The sequence below is a fragment of the Catellatospora bangladeshensis genome (assembly GCF_016862575.1).
Taxonomy (GTDB): Bacteria; Actinomycetota; Actinomycetes; order Mycobacteriales; family Micromonosporaceae; genus Catellatospora; species Catellatospora bangladeshensis.
In genome coordinates, this window is sequence record NZ_BONF01000034.1 from 20,432 (window position 1) to 44,106 (window position 23,675).

Sequence of the window (23,675 nt, forward strand, 5' to 3'; positions counted from 1 at the left end):
GCCTGGTGTCAGGCCGGGTTCGGCCGGGTACGAGACCTGGCATGAGCGAACCGACTTTCACGCCGCCCGCGGAGGACTTCGAGCCGCCGCCCGAGGCGGAGCCCTTGCCCGAGCCCAAGGGCGGCGACCTGCCCGAGCACGCCCACGACCAGGACGGCGCGCAGGCCCGCGCCGAGTCCCCGAGGCGTGACCCGCAGGTGCCGGATGACCGGGACACGCCACCGCCGGGCATGGACGACTACGGCACCACGCCGGGCGGCCAGCGGCGCAGCGACACCCTGGACGACCGCCTGGCCCGCGAGGAGCCCGACTCGGTCGGCGAACCGCCGGACTGATCCCGCACATACGACGAGGGTGGCCCCGCCGGAGCAGGGCCACCCTCTCTCATCGCAGGCTCAGCGCGTGGCGCGCCTGCCGACCAGGTACGCCACCAGCACGGCCGCGGCGCCGACGGCCCACGGGGTGGGGTTGGCGCGGATCCGGTCGCGCAGGTCGCGGCCGAGGGCCTCCCACTGCTCGGTGCTGCGGGGCATCCGGTCGGCCAGGTCGTGCGCCAGCTCGGCGGCGTGGTCCTTGACCAGGCCCGCCGTCTCGACGGTCCGGTCCTTGACCGCCAGCGCGGCGGTGCCCGCCTCGTCCTTGAGGGTCGCCGCCTTGTCCGCGATCTCCCGCCCGGTGGCGGTCAGCGTCTGCCTGACCTCGTCCGCACGCTCGGCGACCGCCGCGCCGGCGTCGGTGGCACGCTGCGTGACCTGGTCGACAGCGGCCTCTACGTTCTTGTCCTTCGGTGGCATGACGTCAAGTTCCCTTCGCAGACTGTGGTGCGAACCCGATACCCGCCGATCGGGGCGCTAATCACCGGGCGGGCCACCAGCTCACGGTCCGGATTAGGCGCCGCCGCGGCGCGGTATGTAGCCGCCATGTCAGACCACCCCGAGACCTCCCCCTCCACGCCCCCGCCACCGGACGCGGGGCCCCGCAGCCCTGCGCAGTTCAGCCTGCGTTCCTGGTGGGCGGTGCTGCGCCGCACCGCCAAGGAGGCCGACACCGACAGCCTCCAGGTATGGGCGGCCGCGCTGACCTACTACGGCGTGCTGTCGCTGTTCCCCGGCATCCTGGTGCTGGTCGCCGTCGTCGGGCTCATCGACGACCGGCTCGTCGACGACGTGCTCGGCGAGGTGTTCCCGATCATGCCCGGCGCGGTGCAGGAGATCTTCACCGCCGCACTGGAGAACGTGCAGGCCAACGATGCCAAGGCCGGGATCGCCGCGCTCATCGGTCTGGCCGTGGCGATGTGGTCCGCGTCCGGCTACATCGACGCGTTCATGCAGGCGTCCAACGCCGTCTACGACGTGCCGGAGGGGCGGCCGCTGTGGAAGCGGCTGCCCCTGCGGCTCGCCGTCACGCTGGTCACCGGCGTGCTGCTGGTCGCCAGCGTGCTGATCGTGGTGCTCAGCGGCCGGCTGGCCGAGGCCGTCGGCGACGTGCTGGGCCTGCCCGGACCGGCCGTGACCGCCTGGCAGATCCTCAAGTGGCCGGTCCTGGTGATCCTCATCGGAGCGATGTTCGGGCTGCTGTACCGGGCCTCGCCCAACGCGCGGCAGGGCGGCTTCCGGTGGATCACGCCGGGCTGCGCGGTCGCGGTCGTGCTGTGGGTGGCGGCGTCGGCCGGTTTCGGCTTCTACGCCGCGCACTTCGGCTCGTACGCCGAGACCTACGGCAGCCTCGGCGGCGTCATCGTGTTCCTGATCTGGCTGTGGCTGTCCAACCTGGCGCTCCTGCTCGGCGCCGAACTCGACGCCGAGCTGGAGCGCCAGCGGGCCATCGCCGCCGGGCACCCGGCCGGGCAGGAGCCTTACCTGCAGATGCGCGACAGCAAGGCCGTCGAGCCCGGCGACAAGCAGCACCTCTGACCCGCCCGCCGGACCGCCCTAGCTCTCCCGCCGGGGCGGCTCGGCCGCGGGCCGCTCCGACTCGGCCGCGGGGACCGACTCGGCCGCGGACACCGGCTTGGACCGGGACATCGGCTTGGACTGAGACACCGGCTCGGGCTCCGACACCGGCTCGGGCTCGGACACCTCGGGCTCGGGTTCCGGCTGCCGCTGGTGCACGACCTTGCGCACCCGCTCCAGACGGCCCCGGCCGCCGACCGCCTCCATGACGGTCAGCAGCGCCGGGGCCAGCACCGAGCGCACCACGAACGCGTCCAGCAGGATGCCCACCGACAGCGCGAACGCCAGCTCCCGGAACGGCCGCAGCGGCACGATCGCGAGCAGGCCGAAGCTCACCGCGAGGGTGAACGCCGCGGTGCGGATGGCCCGCGCCGACTGCGGCAGGGTGATCGCCAGCGCCTCGCGCAGCGGCCGGTGCCGGGCCTCGTTCCAGGCCGGGCCGATACCGAAGATGTTGTAGTCGGAACCGAGCGCGACCAGCAGCACCGCGGCGGCGAACGGCACGTAGAAGGTCAGCCCGTCCGCGCCGAGGTGCTCCTGGAACAGCCAGGTGGTCGCACCGAGGGTGGCCCCGATGGCCAGCACGCTGCACGCCAGCAGCGCCAGCGGCGCCCACAGGGCCCGCAGGTAGAGCATCAGGAACAGCAGGTTCGCGGCGAGCGCTGCCAGCGCGATCCGGCCCAGGTCGGACATGGTCTGGTCGACGATGACCTTGGCGATGGCGGTGTCGCCGCCGAGGCTGAACCCGGTGCCGCCGAGCCCGGCGGCGTCCAGCAGGCCGGGCAGGTCCGCGTCCAGGCTGGTGAGGGTCCGCACGGCGGTCGCGCCGAGCGGCTCGTCGTCCAGCACGAGCAGGTAGCGGGCCGCGCCGCCGTCGGGCGACCGGAACAGGTTCAGCTCGGACGGGATGGCCCGGTCGGCCGGGCCGATGACGGCCGCCACCCCGGTCCGCTTCGACAGCTCCTGCTGCAGCCGGGTCAGCTGCTCGGTGCGGGCGGCCACGCCGTCGCCCTCCAGCAGCAGCTCGGTGGGCGACAGGATGCCCGCGGCGAAGCCCGCCTCGGCCTCGGCGGCGGCCTTACGCGCGGGATGGTCCGCCGGGAGGGCCTCGACGAACGAGACGCCCAGGCCCATGTGCCGGGCGGGCAGCGCGGCGGCGACCAGGCCGCCGACGCACAGCAGCAGCACCGGCAGTGCCACCAGGGGCCGGGTGAGCAGCCGGGCCCACCGGCCGCCGGTGTGCTCCGGCTGCTCGGCAGGGTCGGCGGTGGCCGCCCGGCGGCCCGGCGCCCACAGCGCGGCGCCCCCGAGGATCGCCAGCAGGGCGGGGACCAGCGTCACCGACACGAGCATGCCGATGAGCACGGCGACGGCCATGCCCGGCCCGAAGGCCCGGAACGCGGCCGAGTCCGCCACGATCAGCGCACCGGTGCCCGCGGCCGCGGTCGCCCCGGCGGTGGCGATGATCGGGGTGAACCGGGAGGCCGCCTGGCGGGCCGCCTCCAGCCGCCCCTCCCCCGCCGCCAGGCGCGTACGCACGCCGGACAGGTAGAACACGACGTAGTCGGTGACCACGCCGAGCAGCAGCGCGACCAGCAGCGGTTGTGTCTCCTGCGGCACCGGCACGCCGAACCGGCCCGCCAGCTCGCCGCCGACGTGCAGCGTCAGCATGATCGCGATCCCGGCCACGCCCAGTGCGAGCAGCGGCGCGACCAGTGACCGGAACGCCACCGCGACGATGACGAACACGGCCACGACGGTGATCGCCTCCAGCCACGGCAGCGACGACAGCACGATGCCGCCCTGCTCGACGCGGGCGGGCACGGAGCCGGTCACGCCGACCACGGCGTCGTCGGCGTCGTACTGCTCGGCGGCGAACTTCTGCGCGGCTTCGAGCTGTTCGGCGAAGCTGGCGTCGGGGGCGGTGAACAGCATGGTGATCACCGTGGTGCCGTTCTCGCGGGCGCCCGGCAGCAGCTTCAGCGTGTTCGCGACCGGGATCGCGGCGAGGATCGCGGTGTCCGCGAGCTTGCCCTCGCTGACCGCCTGGGCGCGGGCGACGGCGTCGGCCTGCACCGAGGCGGGCAGCCCGTTCGGGTCGCGCTGCACGATCGAGATCCGGCTCAGCAGCGGCAGGCCGAACCGTTCGAACGAGCGGACCTCGCTGCGCACCGCCGGGTTGTCCACCGACACGAGCTGCCCGAGGTCGCTGCCGCCCTGGCCGAGCGCGGGCAGGTACACCATCGCGGCGGCCGTGGCGGCCAGCCAGGCCAGCACGATCACCCAGCGCAGCCAGACCACGATCTCGGCGTACCACTCCAGCAGGAAGCTGGGCCGCCACCGGCTGCGCGGCATCGGTTCGGTGCTCATCGGGCGGCTCCTCGTGGCATGACAGTCCTCCCCACCGCGGCCCGGCCCACGCCGGTGCGGTTCTGTGCGAATAGAAGGCGGGCCGGCGGTACACGGCCCGCCGATGTCACTGCGGTGCCCGGCCGGGAGCCGGGCAAACGTGCCGCCCCGGCGGGCGGCGCGGAATCCGGGCGCGGACGCGATGGAGCCCGTGCCCCGCAGGGAGGCACGGGCTCCGCGACCCGGCGGGTCAGTCGGGCCAGCGGCCCGTCAGCGACTTGACCGCGTGCGCACCGCCGCGGTCGACGGCCGCCTTGACCAGGCCGAAAATGGCGCCCTGCACCGCCGCGGCGACCAGGATCTCGGCCATGCCCTTGGTCCGGTCGGTGGCGTGGGGCGCCTCGCGCGACCCCGAAGCCACCCGCCAGACCTGCTTGAACGCCGCACCCGCGATCGCACCGGCGAGCACGCCGCCGACGATGCCGATCGGCTTGTACATCACCGTCTGTTTGTTCATGGCGCGCCCATACCCGCCTGGCCCGGGTTCAGTCCACCCGGCCGCAGTGGACGATCATCGGCCAGGTTTCGCCCGGCAGCGGTCCGGGAAGTCGAGGGTCAGCATCAACGACCGGACGGAGCTGAACATGGGTGCGCTGGACGAGGCGAAGCACAAGGGCCAGGAGCTGCTCGGCAAGGCCAAGGAGAAGGTCGGCGACCTGACCGACAACCACTCCCTGCAGGCCGAGGGCCTGGCCGACCAGGCCAAGGCGAAGGTCAACCAGGCCGGTGACGAGGTCCGCGACGCGGTTCGCGGGCGCGACCGCGACGAGGACGACCTGCGCTCCGAGCGCTGAGCCCGGCCTTCCGCCACACGTGGCCCGCCCCTCGCCGGGGCGGGCCACGTTGCTGTTTGCCGGGTACTCGTGACGATCGGCGCGAAACGTCACGGGCGGCGGGCGGGGCGGGCCGCCGCCGGGTTTACCGGCGCGCCGATCGGGAGAAGTTGCCCGTACAAGATTCATCTGCCTGTGGAGGACATCATGCGACTCAACGAAGACGACATCGTCGCCTCGCAGGGACCCGGCGGTGAGGGTCCGGCCGACGCGGGCGCCGGTGAGCCGGCCGACCCGAGCGAGCACGACGGCGGCGCGGACGGCGGCGCGGAGACCGAGGGTCCGGAGGACGCCGGTGCCGGTGACAGCGTGGACGCCGACGAGCACGACGGAGGAGCAGACGGCGGTGCCTGAGCTGCTCGGGTACGCAGCGCCGGGCTCGCCGAGCCCGGCGCTGCGGCGCTGCGTGGGCGACCCGGACGGCTTCGCCCGGACGTACTGGGGACAGCGGCCGCTGCTGCGGGACACGGGCGGCTTCGCCGACCTGCTGGACCTCGACGCGGTCGACGAGCTGCTCAGCGTCCGCGGGCTGCGCACCCCGTTCCTGCGCGTGGCGCACGAGGGGCAGCTGGTGCCCGCCGCGCGGTTCACCGGCGGCGGCGGGCTGGGCGCCGAGGTGGGCGACCAGGTGCGCGACGACCGGGTGCTGGACCTGCTGTCCGCCGGGGCGACGCTGGTGCTGCAGGGCCTGCACCGGATCTGGCCGCCGCTGCAGGAGTTCTGCCTGGACCTTTCCGCGGAGCTGGGGTGCGCGGTGCAGGCCAACGCCTATTTGACCCCGGCCGGCAACCAGGGCTTCGCCACCCACTACGACACCCACGACGTGTTCGTGCTGCAGGTCGCGGGTGTCAAGCACTGGCGGGTCCACGAGCCCGTGCAGCCCGATCCGCTCGAACGCCAGCCCTGGGGCGGCTTCGCCGACGAGGTCGCCGCGACGGCGTCCGGCCCGGCCCACCTGGACCACGTGCTGTCGCCCGGCGAGCTGCTGTACCTGCCGCGCGGCTGGCTGCACGCCGCCGCCGCGGTCGACGCGACCAGCCTGCACATCACGCTGGGCCTGCGCCGCCCGACCCGGTACACCATCGCGCAGGCTCTGCTCGACCTGGCGTGCGCGGACCCGCAACTGCGCGCCGGGCTGCCGCTGGGCCTGGACCTGACCGACCCCGCGCAGCTGGCCCCGCATCTGGCCGCGACGGTGGAGGCGCTGCACGACATGGCGCGCAAGGCCGACCCGGCGGACGTCGCCCGGGCCCTGCGCACCGGGCAGTGGACGGCGCACCGCCCGGCCCCGGTGCGCCCCGTCGCGCAGGCCGCGTTCGCCGCCGGGCTGACCGACGGGGACCTGGTGCGGGTCCGCCCCGGGCTGCGCTTCACCTGTGTGGACGGACGGCTGGAGCTGCCCGGTGGCCGGACGCTGACGTTCCCAGCCGGCTGCCAGGAGGCGCTCGCGGCGGTGCTCGCGGGTCCGCCCGTACGCGTCGGCGAGCTGCCCGGCCTCGACGACACCGAGTCCCGGCTGGTCCTGGTGCGGCGGCTGCTGCGGGAGGCGGTCCTGGTCCCCGCCGGAGGCTGAGGCCGGGTTTGCCCGTCCCGGCGAGCGGGGATCCGGATGCCATGCATCTGCCCATCAATCACCGGCTCCGGCCGCACTGGCGCCTGCTGGCCGGGCTGTGCGGCGCGTACCTTCTGGCGTTCGGCGTGCTCGGCGTGGTGGCCACGGCGGGCCTGCCGCTGTTCGACCGCGCGGACACGCACGTGCTCGGCCTGCGGGCGAACCCGGCGTTCGCCTGGCTGTCGCTGCTGGCGGGCGGGGTGGTGCTGCTCGCCGCGATCGTCGGGCGCGACCTGGCCCACTGGGTGAACCTGGGCGCGGGCGGCCTGTTCCTGCTCGTCGGCCTGGCCATGCTCGCACTGCTGCAGACGCCGCAGAACGTGCTCAACTTCGAGGTGGCGACCTGTGTCGTGGCCCTGCTGATCGGCACGGCGCTGCTCACGGCGGGGCTCTACGGCAAGACCGGCACCCCGCGGGAGTCGGCGGCCGAGGAGGTCCTGCGCCACAGCACCCGGCCCGGTGACAAGTTCACCGTGCGCCCGGAGTCCGGCGCGTAGTCACTGCTGCGGCACGGGGCGGCGGATGGGCGACCATCCGCCGCCCGTTCCTTTTCCGCGGCAGAGGCACCCGGCCGCGAACCGATCGAGATATGAAAGATCACGTGTGGCGGGATGGTACGGCGGCGGACCTACAATTCGTGCACATCGCCGCACCACCGGTGCCCCGCGCCCGTCCGGTGCACTGCCCGCTGAGGTGAAGCTTGCCCGTCCACTTCGACCTGCTCGGCCCGCTGACGGTGTCGCGTGACGGCCGGCCGGTCCCGCTCGGCTCGACGAAACAGCAGCTCGTCCTTGCCGTGCTGCTGCTGCACCCGGGCGAGACGGTGACCGTCCTGGAGCTGACGGCGGCGCTGTGGAGCGGCGATCCGCCCGACTCCGCGGCGGCCAACATCCGCACCTACGTCCGCGGCCTGCGCCAGGCCCTCGACGGCGGCCAGGACGGCCGGATCCACACCACGGCCGGCGGCTACCTGCTGCGGGTGGACCCGGGCGAGCGGGACCTGGACCGCTTCGACGCCGCCGCGGCGCGGGGCCGGGCCGCCCTGGCCGCGGGTGACGCGCGCGGCGCCGCCGCGGCCATGGCCACCGCTGTGAGCCTGTGGCGCGGACCCGCGTTCGCCGGGCTTCCCCTGCCCCGGCGCATCGACGCCCGCGTCGCGCAACTGGCCGAGCGGCGGCTGCTGGCCGAGGAGGACCACGCCGAGGCACGGCTGGCGGTCGGCGAGCCGGCGGCGGCGGTCGCCGGGCTGCGTACGCTGCTGCACCGGCATCCGCTGCGCCAGCGCGCCTGGGCGCTGCTCATGCGCGGCCTCTACCGCACCGGTGACGTGTCCGGCGCGCTGGCGGCGTTCCGGCAGGCTCGGCTGGTGCTGGCGGAGGAGACGGGCATGGACCCCGGCCCCGAGCTGACCCGGCTGCACGACGACGTCCTGCACCACCGCCTCGACACGCACCCCGCCGGTCCCGGCCGCGGCGCGGCAGCGCGGCCGGTGTCGGGGCGCCCGCAGCAGCTGCCGCTGGCCGTGCCGGGCTTCGTCGGCCGCAGCGCCGAGCTGGCCCTGCTCGACGGGTTCCTCACCGGCCCGGCAGACCGCCCGGCCGGGGTGGACATCGCCACCGTCAGCGGCATGGCCGGCGTCGGCAAGACCACCCTGGCCCTGCACTGGGCACACCGGACGCTCCACCGCTTCCCCGACGGCCAGCTCTACCTCAACCTGCGCGGCTACGACGACGGCGACGCGGTCAACCCCGCCGACGCCCTGGTCACCTTCCTCGAGGCGCTCGGGGTGCCGATCGGCCGCATCCCGAGCAGCACCGACGCCCGCACCGGGCTCTACCGCAGCCTGCTCGCCGACCGCCGCATGCTCGTCGTGCTCGACAACGCCCGCGACGCCGCCCAGGTGCGCCCGCTGCTGCCCGGCGCGGGCCGGTGCGCCGTCCTGGTGACCAGCCGTGACCAGCTCGCCGGCCTGGCCGCCGCCGAGGCCGCCCGGCCGCTCACCCTCGACGTGCTGACCGAGCCGGAGTCCCGCAACCTGCTGCGCGGCCGCCTCGGGCCGGAGCGGCTCAGCGCGGAACCCGGGGCGGTCGCCGACATGATCGAGCTGACCGGCCGCCTGCCGCTGGCGCTGTCCATCGTCGCGGCCCGGGTGGCCGCCCGGCCGTCCTTCCCGCTCGACGCCGTCGCCGCGCAGCTGCGTACGTCCGAGGACCGGCTCGCCGCCCTGGCCGACGGCGACCTCCGCCGGGTGTTCTCGTGGTCGCACCGGGCGCTGAGCCCCGACGCGGCACGGCTGCTGCGGCTGCTGGGCCTGCATCCGGGACCGGACCTGACCGGCGCGGCCGCCGCGGCGCTGTGCGGGCGGTCCCGGGCCGAGATCGGCGCGCCGCTGCGCGAGCTGACCCGGCTGCATCTGCTCACCGAGCACCTGCCGGGGCGCTACCACCTGCACGACCTGCTGCGCACGTACGCCGCCGAGCTGGCCCGCGACGGCGAGCAGGAGGCGGAACGGCACGCCGCCCGGGGCCGCATGTACGACCACTACCTGCACAGCGCCCGCCCCGCCGCCGTGCTGCTGCAGCCGACGTGGACGCCGATCGAGCCCGAGCCCGCCCGGCAGCCGGGCACGTACGTGCCGATCGCCGACCGGGCCGCGGCCACGGCCTGGTTCAACGCCGAGCATCCGGTGCTGCTGCGGGTGCTGCGCCAGGCCGCCGAGACCGGCCACGAGCGGTACGCCGGGCAGCTGGCCTGGACGCTGGCCGCCTACCTCGCCCCGCGCGGCCTGTTCCAGGACCAGCTCACCGCCCAGCAGACGGCGCTGGCCGCGGCCGAACGCATCGGCGACACCGAGGCGCAGGCACTGGCCAGCCGGATGCTCGCGCGAGCGCTCATGCGGCTCGGCGACCACGACGCGGCCGAGCACCACATCCGGCGCGCGCTGGACCTGTACGGGCAGCTCGGTGACCTGGCCAGCATCGCGCTGGTGCTGCGGCAGTACACCGAGCAGTGCACGCGGCGCGGCCGGCTGGACGAGGCGCTGGCGCACAGCGCCGAAGCGCTGCGGGTGTCCCGGCTGATCGGCAACGACTACGCCGAGGCGCGCGCCCTGAACACGAAGGGCTACCTGCACGCCCTGAACGGCGACTACGTGCAGGCCGTGGCCGACTGCACGGAGGCGCTGGCCCGGCAGCGGCGGATGGGCGACCGGGTGGGCCAGGCCGCGACCCTGGACAGCCTGGGTTTCGCGTACCACCGCCTGGGCGATCCGGCCGAGGCGGTGGCCTGCTTCGAGCAGTCCATCGAGCGCTTCCGCGAGTCGGCGAACCGCTTTCACGAGGCCGAGACCCTCACCCGGCTCGGCGAGGCGCAGGAGGCGCTGTCCGACCTGCCCGCGGCGGTGGAGGCCTGGCGGAGGGCGGTGCGGATCTACGACGAGCTGGGCGACGCGGCGGCCGAGCCCGCGCGGCGGCGCCTGGCCGAGCTGACCGGGGAGGAAAGTGTGGCGCAGATCACCACACTCAGGTCCTCAAACGAGGGATAGACCTCGCCGCCGACATGTCGTGATCGCCCTCATACCCACCCTGGAGCGCCTTCCACCCCGGCCCTCGATCCCCCCTGAGCAGAGTGCCGTGTTCGGCCGCAGGAAAGGCCCCAGCACCCTTTTGATCTTGAATGTGTACGGGCGGCCGGACCGCGGCATCGTCACTACGGTGGCCCGCATGCCAGAACTGATCCTGCCCACCACCCGCCTGCATGCCGAGTTCCTGGAGTGCCACCAGGAGTGGGGTCCCGGCCTGCACGAGGACGGCTTCGGCCTCGGCCCCGGCGACGACGTGCACTCGCCCGAGGGCTTCGCCGCCTGGGTGCACGAGCGGACCCGGCTCACCCACCCCGCCGGAGCGCCCTGCCCGGACGAGCCGCACGGCTCACCCCGCTGGCTCGTCGAGCACGGCCGGGTGCTCGGCGGTTTCGCCCTGCGGCACCGGTTCGACCCGCTGCGCGGCCACATCGGCTACGGCGTACGCCCCTCCGCACGCCGCCGCGGCCTGGCCGCCTGGGCGCTGGGCGAGATGCTCGGCGAGGCGCGCGCCGCGCTCGGCGTCGACCGGGTGCTGCTGGTCTGCGCCGTGGACAACGTCGCCTCGGCCCGCACCATCGAGCGCAACGGCGGCGTCTTCGACGACATCCAGGACACCGAGCTCGGCTCGATCCGGCGCTACTGGATCGATCTGGTCCCGACCGCGTGAACGCCGGAGGCCGGGCCGCGCGGGCGGCCCGGCCCCGGCAGCGGTCACTCCGCCGGCGGCAGCGTGATGCGCAGGAACCGGGTGCCGGCGCCGCCCGGCGCGGTGCCGCCGGCGGCGATCCACACCGTGCCGCCCACGCCGGACGCGGCCGTGTACAGCTGCCCGTAGGTGCCGACCAGCACCGGCTGCACGTCGGCGATGTCGTCACCGTCGAGCGAGATCCGGTAGAGTCGGGCACCGGTCGCGCACGCGACGTAGACGACGGTGCGCACCACGGCCAGGCCGCCGCAGCCGCCCTCCCCGGCCGGGAACATGTACTTGGGCGCGACGAGGCTGGACGACGCACATCCGGCGCCCGACCTCGACTCGGTGCCCTCGCACATCGGCCAGCCGTGGTTGCCGCCCTTCACCACGAGGTTGGTCTCGTCCTCGACGGTGTCGCCGTACTCCTGCATCCACAGCTTTCCGCGCGCGTCGAAGGCGAGGCCGCGCGGATCGCGGTGCCCGTAACTCCAGATGTAGCCGCCGAACGGGTTGCCCGACGGCACCTTGCCGTCCGGGTTGAACCGCAGCACCTTGCCCGCGAGGCCGGCCATGTTCTGGGCCAGGCGCGGCACCCCGGCGTCGCCGGTGGCGACATACAGCTTGCCGTCCGGCCCGAACCGCAGCCCGCCTCCGTTGTGGACCTTGCCGCGCGGGATGCCCACGACCAGAGACTCCATCGAGCCCCCGTCCAGCCCTGCGGCGCGCAGGCGCAGCCGGACGATCCGGCTGTCCGTCGCCGTGGTCTGGAAGGCGTACACCCAGCGGTCCTTGGCGAAGGTGGGCGCGACGGCCAGGCCCAGCAGCCCGCTGTTGCCGGTGCCCACGGTGCCCGGCACCGTGCCCAGCGGCTTGGACTGTCCGGTGCGCGGATCCAGCAGCACGACCTCGTGCTGGTCACGCCGCGCGAACAGCACCGTGCCGTCGGGCAGCGGCGCGAGCGCGGAGACCGTCGCGGCGTCCTCGGCGACGACGCCGACCTCGCACAGCATCGTGCAGGACTTGCCCGCGGTCACCTCTATCCCCGCGCTGGGGGCCGACAGGTTGCCCTGCCCGTCGCGGGCGCTCACGTGGTAGCGGTGCCTGCTGTCCGGGGGCACCCCGAAGTCGGTGAAGCTGAACCGGTCGCCCGCGCTGCCCGCCACCGTGCCGACCTTGCCGCCGTCGCGGAACACGTCGTACGCCGTCACCCCGACGTCGTCGGCGGCCGCCTGCCAGGTCATGGTGACCGTGGTGCCGTCGGCCGTGGCCTTCACCCCGCCCGGCGCGGCGGGCGCCTTGGCGTCCGATCCGCACTCCGGCGGCGTCACCACGAGCGTCTCGCTCGGCGGCGACACGTTGCCCGCCTCGTCCTGCGCCTTGACCTGGAGCTGCCACTGCTGCGCGGGCGCCGCCTCGATCACCGCCGAGGTGTGCTCAGCGTCGATCTCGGCGAGCACCTGCCCGTCCCGGAGCACCGCATACCAGGTGACCTCGCGGTCGTCGGAGGAGGCGGCCCAGCTCACCGCGGCCGAGCGGCAGGTCGTCTCACCCAGGCTGACCCCGCCCGGCGCGGTCGGCGGCTGGACGTCCGGCGGCGGCTCCGGCCAGCGGACGATCAGGACGGCGAGCCCCACGACCGCGAGTACGAGCAACCCGGTGAGCAGCCGGGAGCCACCCGAGGAGGAGGCGATGGGCGACGGGGCGACGGGCGTCATGTCGGGAATGTAGCGAGGCCGGGACCCTTACACCAGACCCGCGAACGACCTTGCGGAAACGGATTTTCCGCCTCCGAAACCGGCGGGATACGCGCTGGTCAGGCCCCGTCCGGCCGTCCGAAGAGGAGCTCTGCGGCGGACTCCCACTCGGCCACCAGATCCGTCGAGCCGGGCGCGCGCAGCCACAGGATCTGCAGACCGTCCATCATCGCCGTGATCTGGCGCGCCAGCGACCCCGGCCGGTCGGTCAGCCCCTCGGCCAGCTCGGTGAACACGGCCAGGATCTGGTCCTGCCGGGCCACGAAGTAGCCGTGCGCGGGGTGACTCGGGGTCAGCGACTCGGCCTCCAGCACGGCGAACAGGCGCACGATCTCCGGCTGCGCGGCGTTGCGGCGGACCAGGGCCGCGCACATGCGCCGCAGGTCGACGCCCCGCCACCGGCGCCGGTCGCCACCGGCGAGCTGCCGCTCGTCGAGGCCCAGCTCGGCGGCCAGGGAACGGGCGTCCTCGGCGTCGCGGTGGTCGAGCACGGCGACGAGCAGGCCGTCCTTGGAGCCGACGTGGTGCAGCAGCCCCGGCACGGTCAGCCCGCAGCCGTCGGCGACGTCCTGCATGGACAGGCCCCAGAAGCCGCGCTCGGCGATCAGCCGGGTCGTCACCTCCATGATCTGGCGGCGGCGCTGCTCGGCGGGCAGGCGGGGGCGGTCCCTGCGGTAGGTCGGCGCGGCGTCGGCCACGGTCGCGGCACCATCCCTCGGCTCGGCTCTTGTGCGGCGGTATCGCCGTGGTTAGGTTACCCCATGGCTACTACCTACTAGGTACTAAGTAAGCCCGGAGAGGAACCCGCATGAGCCACGACCCGCGCCTGGCCCGCCTGAGCACCGCGGAGAAGGCCGCACTGACCAGCGGCAGCAACTTCTGGCACACCACCGCCGTGGGCGACGTGCCCTCGATCCTGGTCACCGACGGCCCGCACGGCGTACGCAAGCAGCCCGCCGGGGCCGACCTCGACCTGGGCGCCAGCGAGCCCGCGACCTGCTTCCCGCCCGCCGTCGCCCTCGGCTCGACGTGGGACGCCGAACTCGTCGGCCGGGTCGGCGCCGCGCTCGGCCGCGAGGCCCGCGCCATGGGCGTCTCCGTGCTGCTCGGGCCCGGCGTCAACCTCAAGCGCACCCCGCTGGGCGGCCGCAACTTCGAGTACTACGCCGAGGACCCGCTGCTCACCGGCGTGCTCGCCACCGCCTGGGTGCAGGGCCTGCAGAGCCAGGGCGTCGGCGCCTCGCTCAAGCACTTCGCGGTCAACAGCCAGGAGACCGACCGGATGCGCGTCAGCGCCGACGTCGACGAGCGCACCCTGCGCGAGCTCTACCTGCGCGCCTTCCAGCGGGTGGTGCGGCAGGCGCAGCCGTGGACGGTCATGTGCGCCTACAACCGGATCAACGGGGTGTACGCCGCCCAGCACCGCTGGCTGCTCACCGAGGTGCTGCGCGGCGAGTGGGGCTTCGAGGGCCTCGTGGTGTCCGACTGGGGCGCCGTGGTCGACCGCGTCGCGTCCGTGCACGCCGGGCTCGACCTGACCATGCCCGGCCCCGACGACGCTGGCGACCGCGCCCTGGTCCAGGCCGTCGAGCAGGGCGAACTCGACCCCGCCGACCTCGACACCGCCGCCGCCCGGGTCCTCGCGCTGGTCGACAAGGCCGTCGCCGCGGCCGACCCCGGAGCCACCTACGACCAGCAGGCCCACCACGCGCTGGCCCGCGAGGCCGCCGCCCGCGGCGTCGTCCTGCTCAAGAACGACGGCGGCCTGCTGCCCCTGCCCCGGCAGGGGGTCTCGCTCGCGGTCATCGGCGAGTTCGCCCGCACCCCCCGCTACCAGGGCGGCGGCAGCTCGCAGATCAACCCCACCCGGCTCGACGACGCGCTCACCGAGATCACCACGCTCACCTCGGCGCCGGTCGTCTTCGCAGCCGGCTACCAGCCCGACGGCACCGCCGACGACACCCTGCTCGCCGAGGCCGTCGCGGCCGCCCGCGGCAGCGACGTCGCCGTCGTCTTCGTCGGCACCGCACACGAGACCGAGGGCCGCGACCGCGACGACCTCGACCTGCCCGCCGCGCACCGCGCCCTCGTCGAGCAGGTGGCCGCCGCCAACCCGAACACCGTCGTCGTGCTCAGCAACGGCGCGGTCCTGCTGACCTCCCCCTGGGACCGGGCCGTGCCCGCGCTCGTCGAAGGCTGGCTGCTCGGGCAGGCCGGCGGCGGCGCACTGGCCGACGTGCTGTTCGGCGTGGTCAACCCGTCCGGGCGGCTCACCGAGACGGTCCCGCTCCGGCTCGCCCACCACCCGTCCCACCTCGACTTCCCCGGCGAGGCCGGGCACGTGCGCTACGGCGAGGGCCTGCACGCCGGATACCGCGGCTTCGACGCCCGCGAGCAGGAGGTCGCGTACCCGTTCGGGCACGGCCTGTCCTACACCACGTTCGGCTACGGGCAGGCCACCGCGACCGTGTCCGGCGACGTGATCGAGGTGCGGGTGCCCGTCACCAACACCGGCGACCGGGACGGCCGCGAGGTCGTGCAGCTGTACGCGAGCCTGCCCGGCTCGCCCGTCCGCCGCGCCCCGCGCGAGCTGAAGGGCTTCACCGTCGTCGACGTCGCCGCCGGGCAGACCGCCGAGGCCGTGATCCGCGTCGACCGCGCCGACCTGGCGTACTGGGACCCGCGCCTGGGCCGCTGGGCCGTCGAGGGCGGCGGGTACCTGCTCGCCGCCGGCGCGTCCTCCCGCGACCTGCGCGCCTCGGTGACGGTCGAGGTCACCGGCGACGACACCCGCGCGCCGCTGACCGGCGACTCGTCGCTGGGCGAGTGGCTGGCCGACCCGCAGGGCGCCGCCGTGCTCGGGCAGGCGCTCGCCGCGTCCGCCTCCGGCAACAGCGCGCTGGCGGCGATGGCGGCGGACCCGGGGGTCTCGCTGTTCCTGGCCAGCCTGCCGCTGAGCCGGCTGGCCAAGTTCCCGGGCAGCACCTTCGGCCCCGACGCGATCGAGCAGCTGGTCGCGGCGGCGAACGCGTAGGCCCGTTACCTCCCCCGGGTGAGGTCCGGGACGGAAAGCCGACTCAGCGGGCATGCGCCCCGGTCCGAGCGATAAGGCTGTTTTGTACACAGCCGGCGCCGTCCGGCCGGGAGCGTGCGGCCGCCTCCACCCTCGCGCGACGGGGTGGAGGCGGCCGGCACACCGTCGGCCGCCGGCACCGGCCCGGACGGGGGAGGGCATGTGAGCGGCTTGCTCGTCGGCACCGGCTGGGGCGGCCTGATCCGCCGCCGGGTGCGCGACTCCGCCGAGATCGCCGCGGTCCGGCGGGACTGGCCGGACCTGCATACCCACGAGTTCGTGGCCCCGCGCCTGACCGAGCAGGACGCCGTGCAGGCCGCCCGCGCGGAACTCGCGTACTGGTGGCGCAGCCCGCTGCGGCCCCGGCTGACCGTGGTCCGCATCAGCGCCAACGACTTCCGCATCCACCGCCACCGCCGCGACTGCCGCGCCCCCGACTGCCCCGTCTCCACCCGCCGCCCCACCCCCCGCTGACACGGGTCCCACCCGCCTCGCCCCGCACGCTTGATCGTCCGACTTGCCTGGCGAGCGGGCGTATCTTGCGCGCGCATTCGCCCATGTGCCTGGCAAGTCGAGCGATCAAGGCGCCGCGGCCGCGGGGCCGGCTCGGCGGCGGGCTGTCAGCGCCACGGTGGGGCTCAGGGCGATTCTGTGGTGTGGGTATGCGGGCGGCCGGGTGACTTTCCCCCGGCGGCCACGGTTCCAGCTGGACATCCGATGGCGTGACCGCGAAACTACTGTTAGTGAAAACGATTGTCAGTGCTACCGGCTCCTGCAGCTCGCGGCCTGACAGCCCGTTGGGCACGGTCGTGGCCGGACAGCGGTCACCCCGGCCCGGAGAGGGGCGGCGTCATGGCAGACGAACCGGAGCACGAAGGCATCGCCGACGTCCCCGCGGGCACCTGGATCGTGGTGAGCGGCGAGCAGGTCGGCGTCGGCGACGCGGTGACCGTCGACCTGGGCGAGCCGACGCGCGGCGTCATCTGCGACGTGGACAGCACCCGGGGCCTGCCGATGGTGCGGGTGCAGGGCGCCGCCACCACCGACGAACCGCTGGTGATGACCCCCGGCCAGATCATGGGCCGGGCCACCGACGGCGGCCGGTCCGGGCGTGGCTGACCCGTTCAGGCCGGATAGTCGGTGGAGACGGTGACGTCCGCCCAGGCCTCCGTCTCGGCGAGGCGGGCGTGCTCCGCCTCGCGGGCCCGCTGGAGGGCGTCGGTGCCGAGCAGCAGCCGCCGGGGCGGCTCGGCGGCGTCCACCAGGTCGATGAGGACCTGCGCGGCCCGCACCGGATCGCCCGGCTCGCTGCCCTGGTAGGACTCCCGGAACTGCAGGAACCTGCCCACGGTGGCCTGGTAGTCCGCCCCGACCGGCGCGGCCGTGCGCCCGGCCCCCGCCGACCACTGCGTCCGGAACCCGCCCGGCTCGACGATGGTCACCTTCACCCCGAACGGCGCGACCTCGCTGGCCAGCACCTCGGAGAACCCCTCCACCCCGAACTTCGCGGTCTGGTACGCCGCCAGCCCCGGCGTGCCGCCGACGCGCCCGCCGATGGAGGAGAACTGCAGCACGTGCCCGCGCCGCTGCCGCCGGAGCACCGGCAGCGCCGCCCTGGTCACGTTGACCACGCCGAACAGGTTCGTCTCCAGCTGCGCCCGGAACTCCTCGTCGGGTGTCTCCTCGATGGACCCGGAGACGGCGTACCCGGCGTTGTTGACGAGCACGTCCAGCCCACCGAAGGCGTCGACGGCCACCTGCACGGCGTCGCGGGCCGCGGCGGCGTCGGTCACGTCGAGGGCCACCGCTCGGACCCGCTCGCCGTGTTCGCGTACCAGCTCGTCGAGGGTCTCCGGGCGGCGGGCGGTGGCCACGACGTTGTCGCCGTGCGCCAGCACAGCCTTGGCGAGTTCATATCCGAACCCGCTGGACGTGCCGGTGATCAGCCAGGTCCTGGCCATGGTCGTCCCCCTTTCGCTCAGGTTCTAGGCTGGCCCAGGGAGGCCGTCGCGGGGCGGGATCGGCGATCTCTCCCAACCGGACGGGCAACTTTCCCGGAAATGGTGTCCATTGTCCATTTCGACGGGCTCCGCTGTTGGTGGATCTCTACAAAATTCGCTGTGCAGAGCTGATACGCACAGCGGTTACCTACTGGCGAGTAAGTGCGAAGGTTTAGAACAGGGACCCCGCCCCTGAATGGGGTCCCTGTTCGGTTCTTGGAGGCATACCCGGTGTTCAGTCGCATCGCCATCGTCAATCGCGGAGAGGCCGCCATGCGGCTGATCCACGCTGTCCGCGAGATCAACGCCGAGACAGGGGCGCCGCCGATCGAGACCATCGCGCTGTACACCGAGGCAGAGCGCACCGCCTCCTTCGTACGCGAGGCCGACGACAGCTTCTGCCTCGGGCCCGCCTCGGCGCGCCCGTACCTCGACCACGCCCTGCTGGAGCGGGCCCTGCTGGAGACCCGCGCGGACGCGGCCTGGGTCGGCTGGGGCTTCGTCGCCGAGGACCCCGCGTTCGCCGAGCTGTGCGAGAAGATCGGCGTCACCTTCATCGGCCCGAGCGCCGAGGCCATGCTCAAACTCGGTGACAAGATCGGTTCGAAGCTGATCGCCGAGGAGGTCGGCGTGCCGGTCGCGCCGTGGAGCCGCGGCGCCGTGGAGAGCCTGGACGCCGCCAAGCGCGCCGCCGCCGAGATCGGCTACCCGCTGATGCTGAAGGCGACCGCCGGTGGCGGCGGGCGCGGCATCCGCGTGGTGCGCAGCGACGCGGAGCTGGACGACGCGTACGACCGCACCAGCCTGGAGGCCAAGCGCGCCTTCGGCAGCGGCATCGTCTTCCTGGAGCGCCTGGTCACCGGCGCCCGCCACGTCGAGGTGCAGGTCATCGCCGACGGCCAGGGCACCGCCTGGGCGCTGGGCGTGCGCGACTGCTCCGTGCAGCGGCGCAACCAGAAGGTCATCGAGGAGTCGGCCTCCCCCGTGCTCGCCCCCGAGCAGATCAAGGAGGTCAAGTCGGCCGCCGAGCGGCTCGCCCTGGCCGTGGGCTACAAGGGCGCGGGCACGGTCGAGTTCCTCTACCACCCCGGCGACAAGATGTTCGCCTTCCTCGAGGTCAACACCCGCCTGCAGGTCGAGCACCCGATCACCGAGGCGGTCACCGACTTCGACCTGGTTAAGGCGCAGATCCACGTCGCCGCGGGCGGCCGGCTGGGCGACCGCGTGCCGACCGAGATCGGCCACGCCGTCGAGGCGCGGCTCAACGCCGAGGACCCGGACCGCGACTTCGCCCCCTCGCCGGGCCGGATCGTGCGGCTGACCCTGCCCGCCGGCCCCGGCGTCCGCGTGGACACCGGCGTGGCCGAGGGCGACGTCATCCCCGCCGACTTCGACTCCATGATCGCCAAGATCATCGCGTACGGGCGCACCCGCGAGGAGGCCCTCGGCCGCCTGCGCCGGGCCGTCGCCGAGACCACGGTCATCATCGAGGGCGGCGCGACCAACAAGAGCTTCCTGCTCGACCTGCTCGACCAGCCCGAGGTCATCGACGGCAGCGCCGACACCGGCTGGATCGACCGGGTCCGCGCCGAGGGCCGCCTGGTCTCCACCAAGCACTCCGGCATCGCGCTGGCCGCCGCCGCCATCGAGGCGTACGAGGACGAGGCGCTGGTCGAGCAGCAGCGGCTGCTGTCCACCGCGCACGGCGGGCGCCCGCAGGTGCAGCACAAGAGCGGCCGCCCGATCGACCTCAAGCTGCGCGGCACCGCCTACCGGGTGACCGTCGCGCAGATCGCCCCGCACCGCTACCGGGTCGGCATCGACGACAACTCCACGGTGGACGCCGAGGTCGAGCGCTTCGACGAGCACACCGGCCGGATCATCGTCAACGGCCGCCGCTTCCGCCTGGTCACCGACACGCACGGCCCGATCCACCTGGTCGAGGTCGACGGCGTCACGCACCGGGTGAGCCGCGACGAGGGCGGCGTGGTCCGCTCCCCCGCCCCGGCGCTGGTCGTGGCCGTGCCGCTGGAGGTCGGCGCCGAGGTCGAGGCCGGTGCGCCGGTGCTCGTGCTGGAGAGCATGAAGATGGAGACGGTGCTGCGCGCGCCGGTGAAGTCCCGGGTGCGCGAGTGCCTGGTCACCGTCGGCAGCCAGGTCGAGACCGGCGCCCCGCTGCTGCGCCTGGAGCCGGTGGGCGACGACAGCGCCGCCGAGGCCGCCGAGACCGACACCGTCGACCTCGACCTGCCGCAGGAGCCGGCCGGCCTGTCCGCCGAGGCGCGGGTCGCCCGCGGCATCGCCGACCTGCGCAGCCTGCTGCTGGGCTACGACCTCGACCCGCGCGACGAGCGCCGCGCCCTGTCGGCGTACCTGGCCGGGCGCGCCGAGCTGGGCCACCGCCCGATCGAGGCCGAGGTCGGGCTGCTGCAGGTGTTCGCCGACCTGTCCGAGCTGAGCCGCAACCGGCCCGCCGGTGAGGAGAGCCGGGCCGACACCCGGGTGCACAGCCCGCGCGAGTACTTCCACGCCTACCTGCAGAGCCTGGACGTCGACCGGGCCGGGCTGCCGGACACGTTCCGGCAGCGGCTGGCGCGGGTGCTCGCCCACTACGGCATCGAGAGCTTCGACCGTACGCCCGCGCTGGAAGAGGCCGTGTTCCGGATCTTCCTGGCGCAGCAGCGGTCCTCGGCCGACGTGGCCGTGATCGTGGCGCTGCTGCGGCAGTGGCTGACCGACCCGATGCCCGGCGACGAGCAGCGCGAGATGGTCAGCCAGGCGCTGGAGCACCTGATCTCCGCCACGCAGGTCCGTTTCCCGGTGGTCAGCGACCTGGCCCGCAGCGTCGTGTTCCGCTGGGCCGCCCAGCCGATGCTGCGCCGCAAGCGCGCCGAGGTCTACAACGACGTCCGCGCGCACCTGCGCCACCTCGACCGCAACCCGCACTCCGCCGACCGCGCCGAGCGCATCGCGCAGATGGTCGCCTCCCCGGAGCCGCTGGTCCGGCTGCTCGGCAAGCGCATCGGCCGGCCCGGCGCCGACAACGGCCCGATGCTGGAGGTGCTCAGCCGCCGCTACTACGGCACCCGCGGCGCCGACGAGGGCCGCTGCTTCGAGCAGGCGGGCCACACCTTCTTCACCAGTGACCACGAGCGCGACGGCGAGCGCTTCCGGCTCATCGCCACCGCCACCGACGTCAGCGCGCTGCCCGCGGCCCTGGAGGAGGTCAAGTCGCTGGTGGCCAACGGCACCGTCGCCGACGTCTACGTGACCTGGGCCGACCAGCCCGACACCGACACGATGGCGGCGAGCCTGCAGCAGAGCATCGACCAGGCGGGGCTGCTGGACGTGCTGCAGCGGGTCACCGTCTCGGTGGCCGGGCCGACCGGCACCGCGATGCACCACCACTTCACGTTCCGGCCGGGCGAGGGTGAGGACCGGGTCATCCGCGGCCTGCACCCGATGATCGCCCAGCGCCTGCAGCTGCCGCGGCTGGCGAACTTCAACCTCACCCGCCTGCCCTCGGCCGACGAGGAGGTGTACGTCTTCCGCGCCGTCGCGCCGAGCAACCCGGCCGACGAGCGCATCGCCGCGATGGGCCAGGTCCGCGACCTGACGCCGCTGCGCGACGCTGACGGGCGCGTCATCGCGCTGCCCGCGCTGGAGGGCATGCTCGACGGCTGCCTCGACGCGATCCGCCGCGTGCAGGCCCAGCGCCCGGCGCGCAAGCGCCTGGACACCAACCGGATCACCCTGTACGTCTGGCCGTCCAGCGAGCTGACCCAGGAGGATCTGCACGGCGTCATCCAGCGGGTGCTGCCGCGTACCGCGGGGGCTGGGCTGGAGCAGGTCCTGGTGCTCGGCCGCCAGCGCAACGCCGCCACCGGCCAGGTCGAGGACGTCGCGGTCGAGGTCTCGCTCGACACCGGCATGCGCATGTCGGTCACCGCGCCGACCACCGAGCCGATCGAGCCGATCGACGACTACCGGCAGAAGGTGCTGTCGGCCCGCCGCCGCGGCACCACCTACCCGTACGAGCTGACCGGCCTGCTGGCGGGCAAGGGCGGCACGTTCACCGAGCACGACCTCGACGACACCGGCGCGCTGGTGCCGGTCGAGCGGCCCAAGGGGCGCAACAAGGCGGGCATCGTCGCCGGTGTGGTGAGCACCCCGACCGAGCGCTACCCCGAGGGCGTGCAGCGGGTGGTGCTGCTCGGCGACCCGACCAAGGCGCTGGGCGCGCTGGCCGAGGCCGAGTGCGCCCGGGTGATCGCGGCGCTGGACCTGGCCGAGCGGATGCAGGTGCCGGTCGACTGGTACGCCCTGTCGGCGGGTGCCCGGATCTCGATGAGCTCCGGCACCGAGAACATGGACTGGGTGGCCGCGGCGCTCAAGCGGATCGTCGAGTTCACCCAGGACGGCGGCGAGATCAACATCGTGATCGCCGGGATCACCGTCGGCGCCCAGCCGTACTGGAACGCCGAGGCCACGATGCTCATGCACACCAAGGGCATCCTGGTGATGACGCCGGACTCGGCGATGGTGCTCACCGGCAAGCAGTCGCTGGACTTCTCCGGCGGCGTGTCGGCCGAGGACAACTACGGCATCGGCGGCTACGACCGGGTCATGGGCCCCAACGGCCAGGCCCAGTACTGGGCGCCTGACCTGCGGGCCGCCCAGGACGTGGTGATGGCCCACCACGCCCACGCGTACATCGCCCCCGGCGAGTCCGCGCCGCGCCGCGCCGTCACCACCGACCCGGCCGACCGCGACATCTCGGCGTACCCGCACTCGGCGCCCGACAGCGACTTCACCACCGTCGGGCAGATCTTCTCCAAGGAGCACAACCCCGACCGCAAGAAGCCGTTCGACATCCGCACGGTGATGCGCGCGCTGGTCGACCAGGACCACCGGATCCTGGAGCGCTGGGCGGGCATGGCCGACGCGGACACCGCGGTCGTGCAGGACGTGCACCTGGGCGGCATCCCGGTGACGCTGCTCGGCATCGAGTCGCGCTCGGTGCCGCGGCACGGGTTCCCGCCCACCGACGGCCCCGACACGTACACCGCGGGCACCCTGTTCCCGCAGTCGTCGAAGAAGGCCGCGCGGGCCATCAACGCCGCCAGCGGCAACCGGCCCCTGGTGGTGCTGGCGAACCTGTCCGGGTTCGACGGCTCGCCGGAGTCGATGCGCAAGCTGCAGCTGGAGTACGGCGCCGAGATCGGCCGGGCGATCGTCAACTTCCAGGGCCCGATCGTGTTCTGCGTGATCTCCCGCTACCACGGCGGCGCGTTCGTGGTGTTCTCCAAGGCGCTCAACCCGAACATGACCGTGCTGGCCGTGGACGGCTCGTTCGCCTCGGTGCTCGGCGGCGCCCCTGCGGCGGCCGTGGTGTTCTCCGCGGACGTCGACACGCGTACCGCCAAGGACCCGCGCGTGTCCGAGCTGGAGGCGCGGGTCGCGGTCGCGAGCGGCGGCGAGCGGGCGGCCCTGGCCGCGCAGCTGGTCGACACCCGGGCCACGGTCCGGGCGGAGAAGCTGGGCGAGGTCGCGGCCGAGTTCGACGGCGTGCACAGCATCCAGCGGGCGGTCCAGGTCGGCTCCGTCGACGCCATCGTCCGCCCCGAGGAGCTGCGCCCGCAGATCATCGCGGCCATCGAGCGCGGGCTCGCCTGACCGCCTGACCTGACCGAAGCTCCCGCCATGCCGTTCCAGCAGCATGGCGGGAGCTTCGTTCGCGGACGGCCCCGCGCTGTCGGAGTGCCTCT

18 protein-coding genes are annotated in these 23,675 nt (G+C 74.1%); 12 read left to right on the forward strand and 6 right to left on the reverse strand.

Translation table 11 applies throughout. The features are described 5' to 3' along the window. Positions 1-41 precede the first annotated feature (41 nt). Positions 42-335 carry a hypothetical protein gene (locus Cba03nite_RS27455; RefSeq protein WP_203752078.1) on the forward strand — a complete coding sequence of 98 codons (294 nt, stop codon included), beginning with the start codon at positions 42-44 and terminating at the stop codon, positions 333-335. Between the two features lie 60 nt (positions 336-395). On the opposite strand, the gene Cba03nite_RS27460 is transcribed toward Cba03nite_RS27455, so the two are convergent. Continuing rightward, positions 396-794 carry a hypothetical protein gene (locus Cba03nite_RS27460; protein ID WP_203752080.1) on the reverse strand — a complete coding sequence of 133 codons (399 nt, stop codon included), beginning with the start codon at positions 792-794 and terminating at the stop codon, positions 396-398. 126 nt (positions 795-920) lie between these two features. Here Cba03nite_RS27460 and Cba03nite_RS27465 point away from each other — a divergent pair, with 126 nt between their 5' ends. After that, entirely contained in the window at positions 921-1,913 is a 993-nt protein-coding gene (locus Cba03nite_RS27465) for a YihY/virulence factor BrkB family protein (RefSeq protein ID WP_203752081.1), read from the forward strand. An 18-nt stretch (positions 1,914-1,931) separates the two neighbouring features. Here the strand turns inward: Cba03nite_RS27465 and Cba03nite_RS27470 are convergent, their stop codons facing one another. Both Cba03nite_RS27470 and Cba03nite_RS27475 read right to left on the reverse strand, forming a co-directional pair. Beyond that, entirely contained in the window at positions 1,932-4,322 is a 2,391-nt protein-coding gene (locus tag Cba03nite_RS27470) for an MMPL family transporter (protein WP_203752083.1), read from the reverse strand. A 229-nt stretch (positions 4,323-4,551) separates the two neighbouring features. Beyond that, entirely contained in the window at positions 4,552-4,818 is a 267-nt protein-coding gene (locus tag Cba03nite_RS27475) for a DUF4235 domain-containing protein (RefSeq protein WP_203752085.1), read from the reverse strand. 127 nt (positions 4,819-4,945) lie between these two features. On the opposite strand from Cba03nite_RS27475, the gene Cba03nite_RS27480 reads away from it, so the two are divergent. The 6 genes from Cba03nite_RS27480 (at position 4,946) to Cba03nite_RS27505 (ending at position 11,056) form a co-directional block, all read left to right on the forward strand. Further along, a complete protein-coding gene (locus Cba03nite_RS27480) occupies positions 4,946-5,155 on the forward strand; it encodes a CsbD family protein (protein WP_203752086.1) in 210 nt (69 codons plus the stop codon). A gap of 186 nt (positions 5,156-5,341) precedes the next feature. Then, positions 5,342-5,548 (forward strand): hypothetical protein, encoded by a 207-nt coding sequence (locus Cba03nite_RS27485; RefSeq protein WP_203752088.1) that lies wholly within the window; start codon positions 5,342-5,344, stop codon positions 5,546-5,548. Continuing rightward, on the forward strand, positions 5,541-6,767 hold the full coding sequence (locus tag Cba03nite_RS27490; RefSeq protein ID WP_203752090.1) for a cupin domain-containing protein: 1,227 nt from the start codon (positions 5,541-5,543) through the stop codon (positions 6,765-6,767). Before Cba03nite_RS27485 ends, Cba03nite_RS27490 begins: the two co-directional genes overlap by 8 nt. A 41-nt stretch (positions 6,768-6,808) precedes the next feature. Beyond that, positions 6,809-7,303: a DUF4383 domain-containing protein gene (locus Cba03nite_RS27495; RefSeq protein WP_203752092.1), complete on the forward strand. Its 495-nt coding sequence runs from the start codon at positions 6,809-6,811 to the stop codon at positions 7,301-7,303. Between the two features lie 203 nt (positions 7,304-7,506). Then, a complete protein-coding gene (locus tag Cba03nite_RS27500) occupies positions 7,507-10,350 on the forward strand; it encodes an AfsR/SARP family transcriptional regulator (RefSeq protein ID WP_203752095.1) in 2,844 nt (947 codons plus the stop codon). 178 nt (positions 10,351-10,528) lie between these two features. Further along, on the forward strand, positions 10,529-11,056 hold the full coding sequence (locus Cba03nite_RS27505) for a GNAT family N-acetyltransferase (protein ID WP_203752098.1): 528 nt from the start codon (positions 10,529-10,531) through the stop codon (positions 11,054-11,056). Between the two features lie 44 nt (positions 11,057-11,100). On the opposite strand, the gene Cba03nite_RS27510 is transcribed toward Cba03nite_RS27505, so the two are convergent. Both Cba03nite_RS27510 and Cba03nite_RS27515 read right to left on the reverse strand, forming a co-directional pair. Beyond that, the gene (locus Cba03nite_RS27510; protein WP_203752101.1) at positions 11,101-12,795 is read right to left on the reverse strand and encodes a PQQ-dependent sugar dehydrogenase; all 1,695 of its coding nucleotides are present in this window, start codon (positions 12,793-12,795) and stop codon (positions 11,101-11,103) included. A gap of 98 nt (positions 12,796-12,893) precedes the next feature. Continuing rightward, the gene (locus tag Cba03nite_RS27515) at positions 12,894-13,532 is read right to left on the reverse strand and encodes a TetR/AcrR family transcriptional regulator (RefSeq protein ID WP_239126048.1); all 639 of its coding nucleotides are present in this window, start codon (positions 13,530-13,532) and stop codon (positions 12,894-12,896) included. A gap of 110 nt (positions 13,533-13,642) precedes the next feature. Here Cba03nite_RS27515 and Cba03nite_RS27520 point away from each other — a divergent pair, with 110 nt between their 5' ends. The 3 genes from Cba03nite_RS27520 to Cba03nite_RS27530 all read left to right on the forward strand — a co-directional run bounded on the left by Cba03nite_RS27520 (position 13,643) and on the right by Cba03nite_RS27530 (position 17,026). Continuing rightward, the gene (locus Cba03nite_RS27520; RefSeq protein ID WP_203752104.1) at positions 13,643-15,868 is read left to right on the forward strand and encodes a glycoside hydrolase family 3 C-terminal domain-containing protein; all 2,226 of its coding nucleotides are present in this window, start codon (positions 13,643-13,645) and stop codon (positions 15,866-15,868) included. Positions 15,869-16,069: 201 nt separating this feature from the next. Next, positions 16,070-16,381 (forward strand): hypothetical protein, encoded by a 312-nt coding sequence (locus Cba03nite_RS27525; protein WP_203752107.1) that lies wholly within the window; start codon positions 16,070-16,072, stop codon positions 16,379-16,381. 378 nt (positions 16,382-16,759) lie between these two features. After that, a complete protein-coding gene (locus Cba03nite_RS27530; RefSeq protein ID WP_203752109.1) occupies positions 16,760-17,026 on the forward strand; it encodes a hypothetical protein in 267 nt (88 codons plus the stop codon). 5 nt (positions 17,027-17,031) lie between these two features. On the opposite strand, the gene Cba03nite_RS27535 is transcribed toward Cba03nite_RS27530, so the two are convergent. Further along, on the reverse strand, positions 17,032-17,868 hold the full coding sequence (locus tag Cba03nite_RS27535) for an oxidoreductase (protein ID WP_203752111.1): 837 nt from the start codon (positions 17,866-17,868) through the stop codon (positions 17,032-17,034). Positions 17,869-18,138: 270 nt separating this feature from the next. Here Cba03nite_RS27535 and Cba03nite_RS27540 point away from each other — a divergent pair, with 270 nt between their 5' ends. Further along, complete coding sequence (locus tag Cba03nite_RS27540) at positions 18,139-23,583, forward strand: ATP-binding protein (protein ID WP_203752114.1); 5,445 nt, start codon at positions 18,139-18,141, stop codon at positions 23,581-23,583. Positions 23,584-23,675 lie beyond the last annotated feature (92 nt).

What these genes read in the sequence shown, in the direction of transcription:
- Cba03nite_RS27455 (WP_203752078.1), top strand. Translation starts at nt 42, where the DNA reads ATGAGCGAACCGACTTTCACGCCGCCCGCGGAGGACTTCGAGCCGCCG.
- Cba03nite_RS27460 (WP_203752080.1), bottom strand. Translation starts at nt 794, where the DNA reads ATGCCACCGAAGGACAAGAACGTAGAGGCCGCTGTCGACCAGGTCACG.
- Cba03nite_RS27465 (WP_203752081.1), top strand. Translation starts at nt 921, where the DNA reads ATGTCAGACCACCCCGAGACCTCCCCCTCCACGCCCCCGCCACCGGAC.
- Cba03nite_RS27470 (WP_203752083.1), bottom strand. Translation starts at nt 4,322, where the DNA reads ATGAGCACCGAACCGATGCCGCGCAGCCGGTGGCGGCCCAGCTTCCTG.
- Cba03nite_RS27475 (WP_203752085.1), bottom strand. Translation starts at nt 4,818, where the DNA reads ATGAACAAACAGACGGTGATGTACAAGCCGATCGGCATCGTCGGCGGC.
- Cba03nite_RS27480 (WP_203752086.1), top strand. Translation starts at nt 4,946, where the DNA reads ATGGGTGCGCTGGACGAGGCGAAGCACAAGGGCCAGGAGCTGCTCGGC.
- Cba03nite_RS27485 (WP_203752088.1), top strand. Translation starts at nt 5,342, where the DNA reads ATGCGACTCAACGAAGACGACATCGTCGCCTCGCAGGGACCCGGCGGT.
- Cba03nite_RS27495 (WP_203752092.1), top strand. Translation starts at nt 6,809, where the DNA reads ATGCATCTGCCCATCAATCACCGGCTCCGGCCGCACTGGCGCCTGCTG.
- Cba03nite_RS27505 (WP_203752098.1), top strand. Translation starts at nt 10,529, where the DNA reads ATGCCAGAACTGATCCTGCCCACCACCCGCCTGCATGCCGAGTTCCTG.
- Cba03nite_RS27510 (WP_203752101.1), bottom strand. Translation starts at nt 12,795, where the DNA reads ATGACGCCCGTCGCCCCGTCGCCCATCGCCTCCTCCTCGGGTGGCTCC.
- Cba03nite_RS27520 (WP_203752104.1), top strand. Translation starts at nt 13,643, where the DNA reads ATGAGCCACGACCCGCGCCTGGCCCGCCTGAGCACCGCGGAGAAGGCC.
- Cba03nite_RS27530 (WP_203752109.1), top strand. Translation starts at nt 16,760, where the DNA reads ATGGCAGACGAACCGGAGCACGAAGGCATCGCCGACGTCCCCGCGGGC.
- Cba03nite_RS27535 (WP_203752111.1), bottom strand. Translation starts at nt 17,868, where the DNA reads ATGGCCAGGACCTGGCTGATCACCGGCACGTCCAGCGGGTTCGGATAT.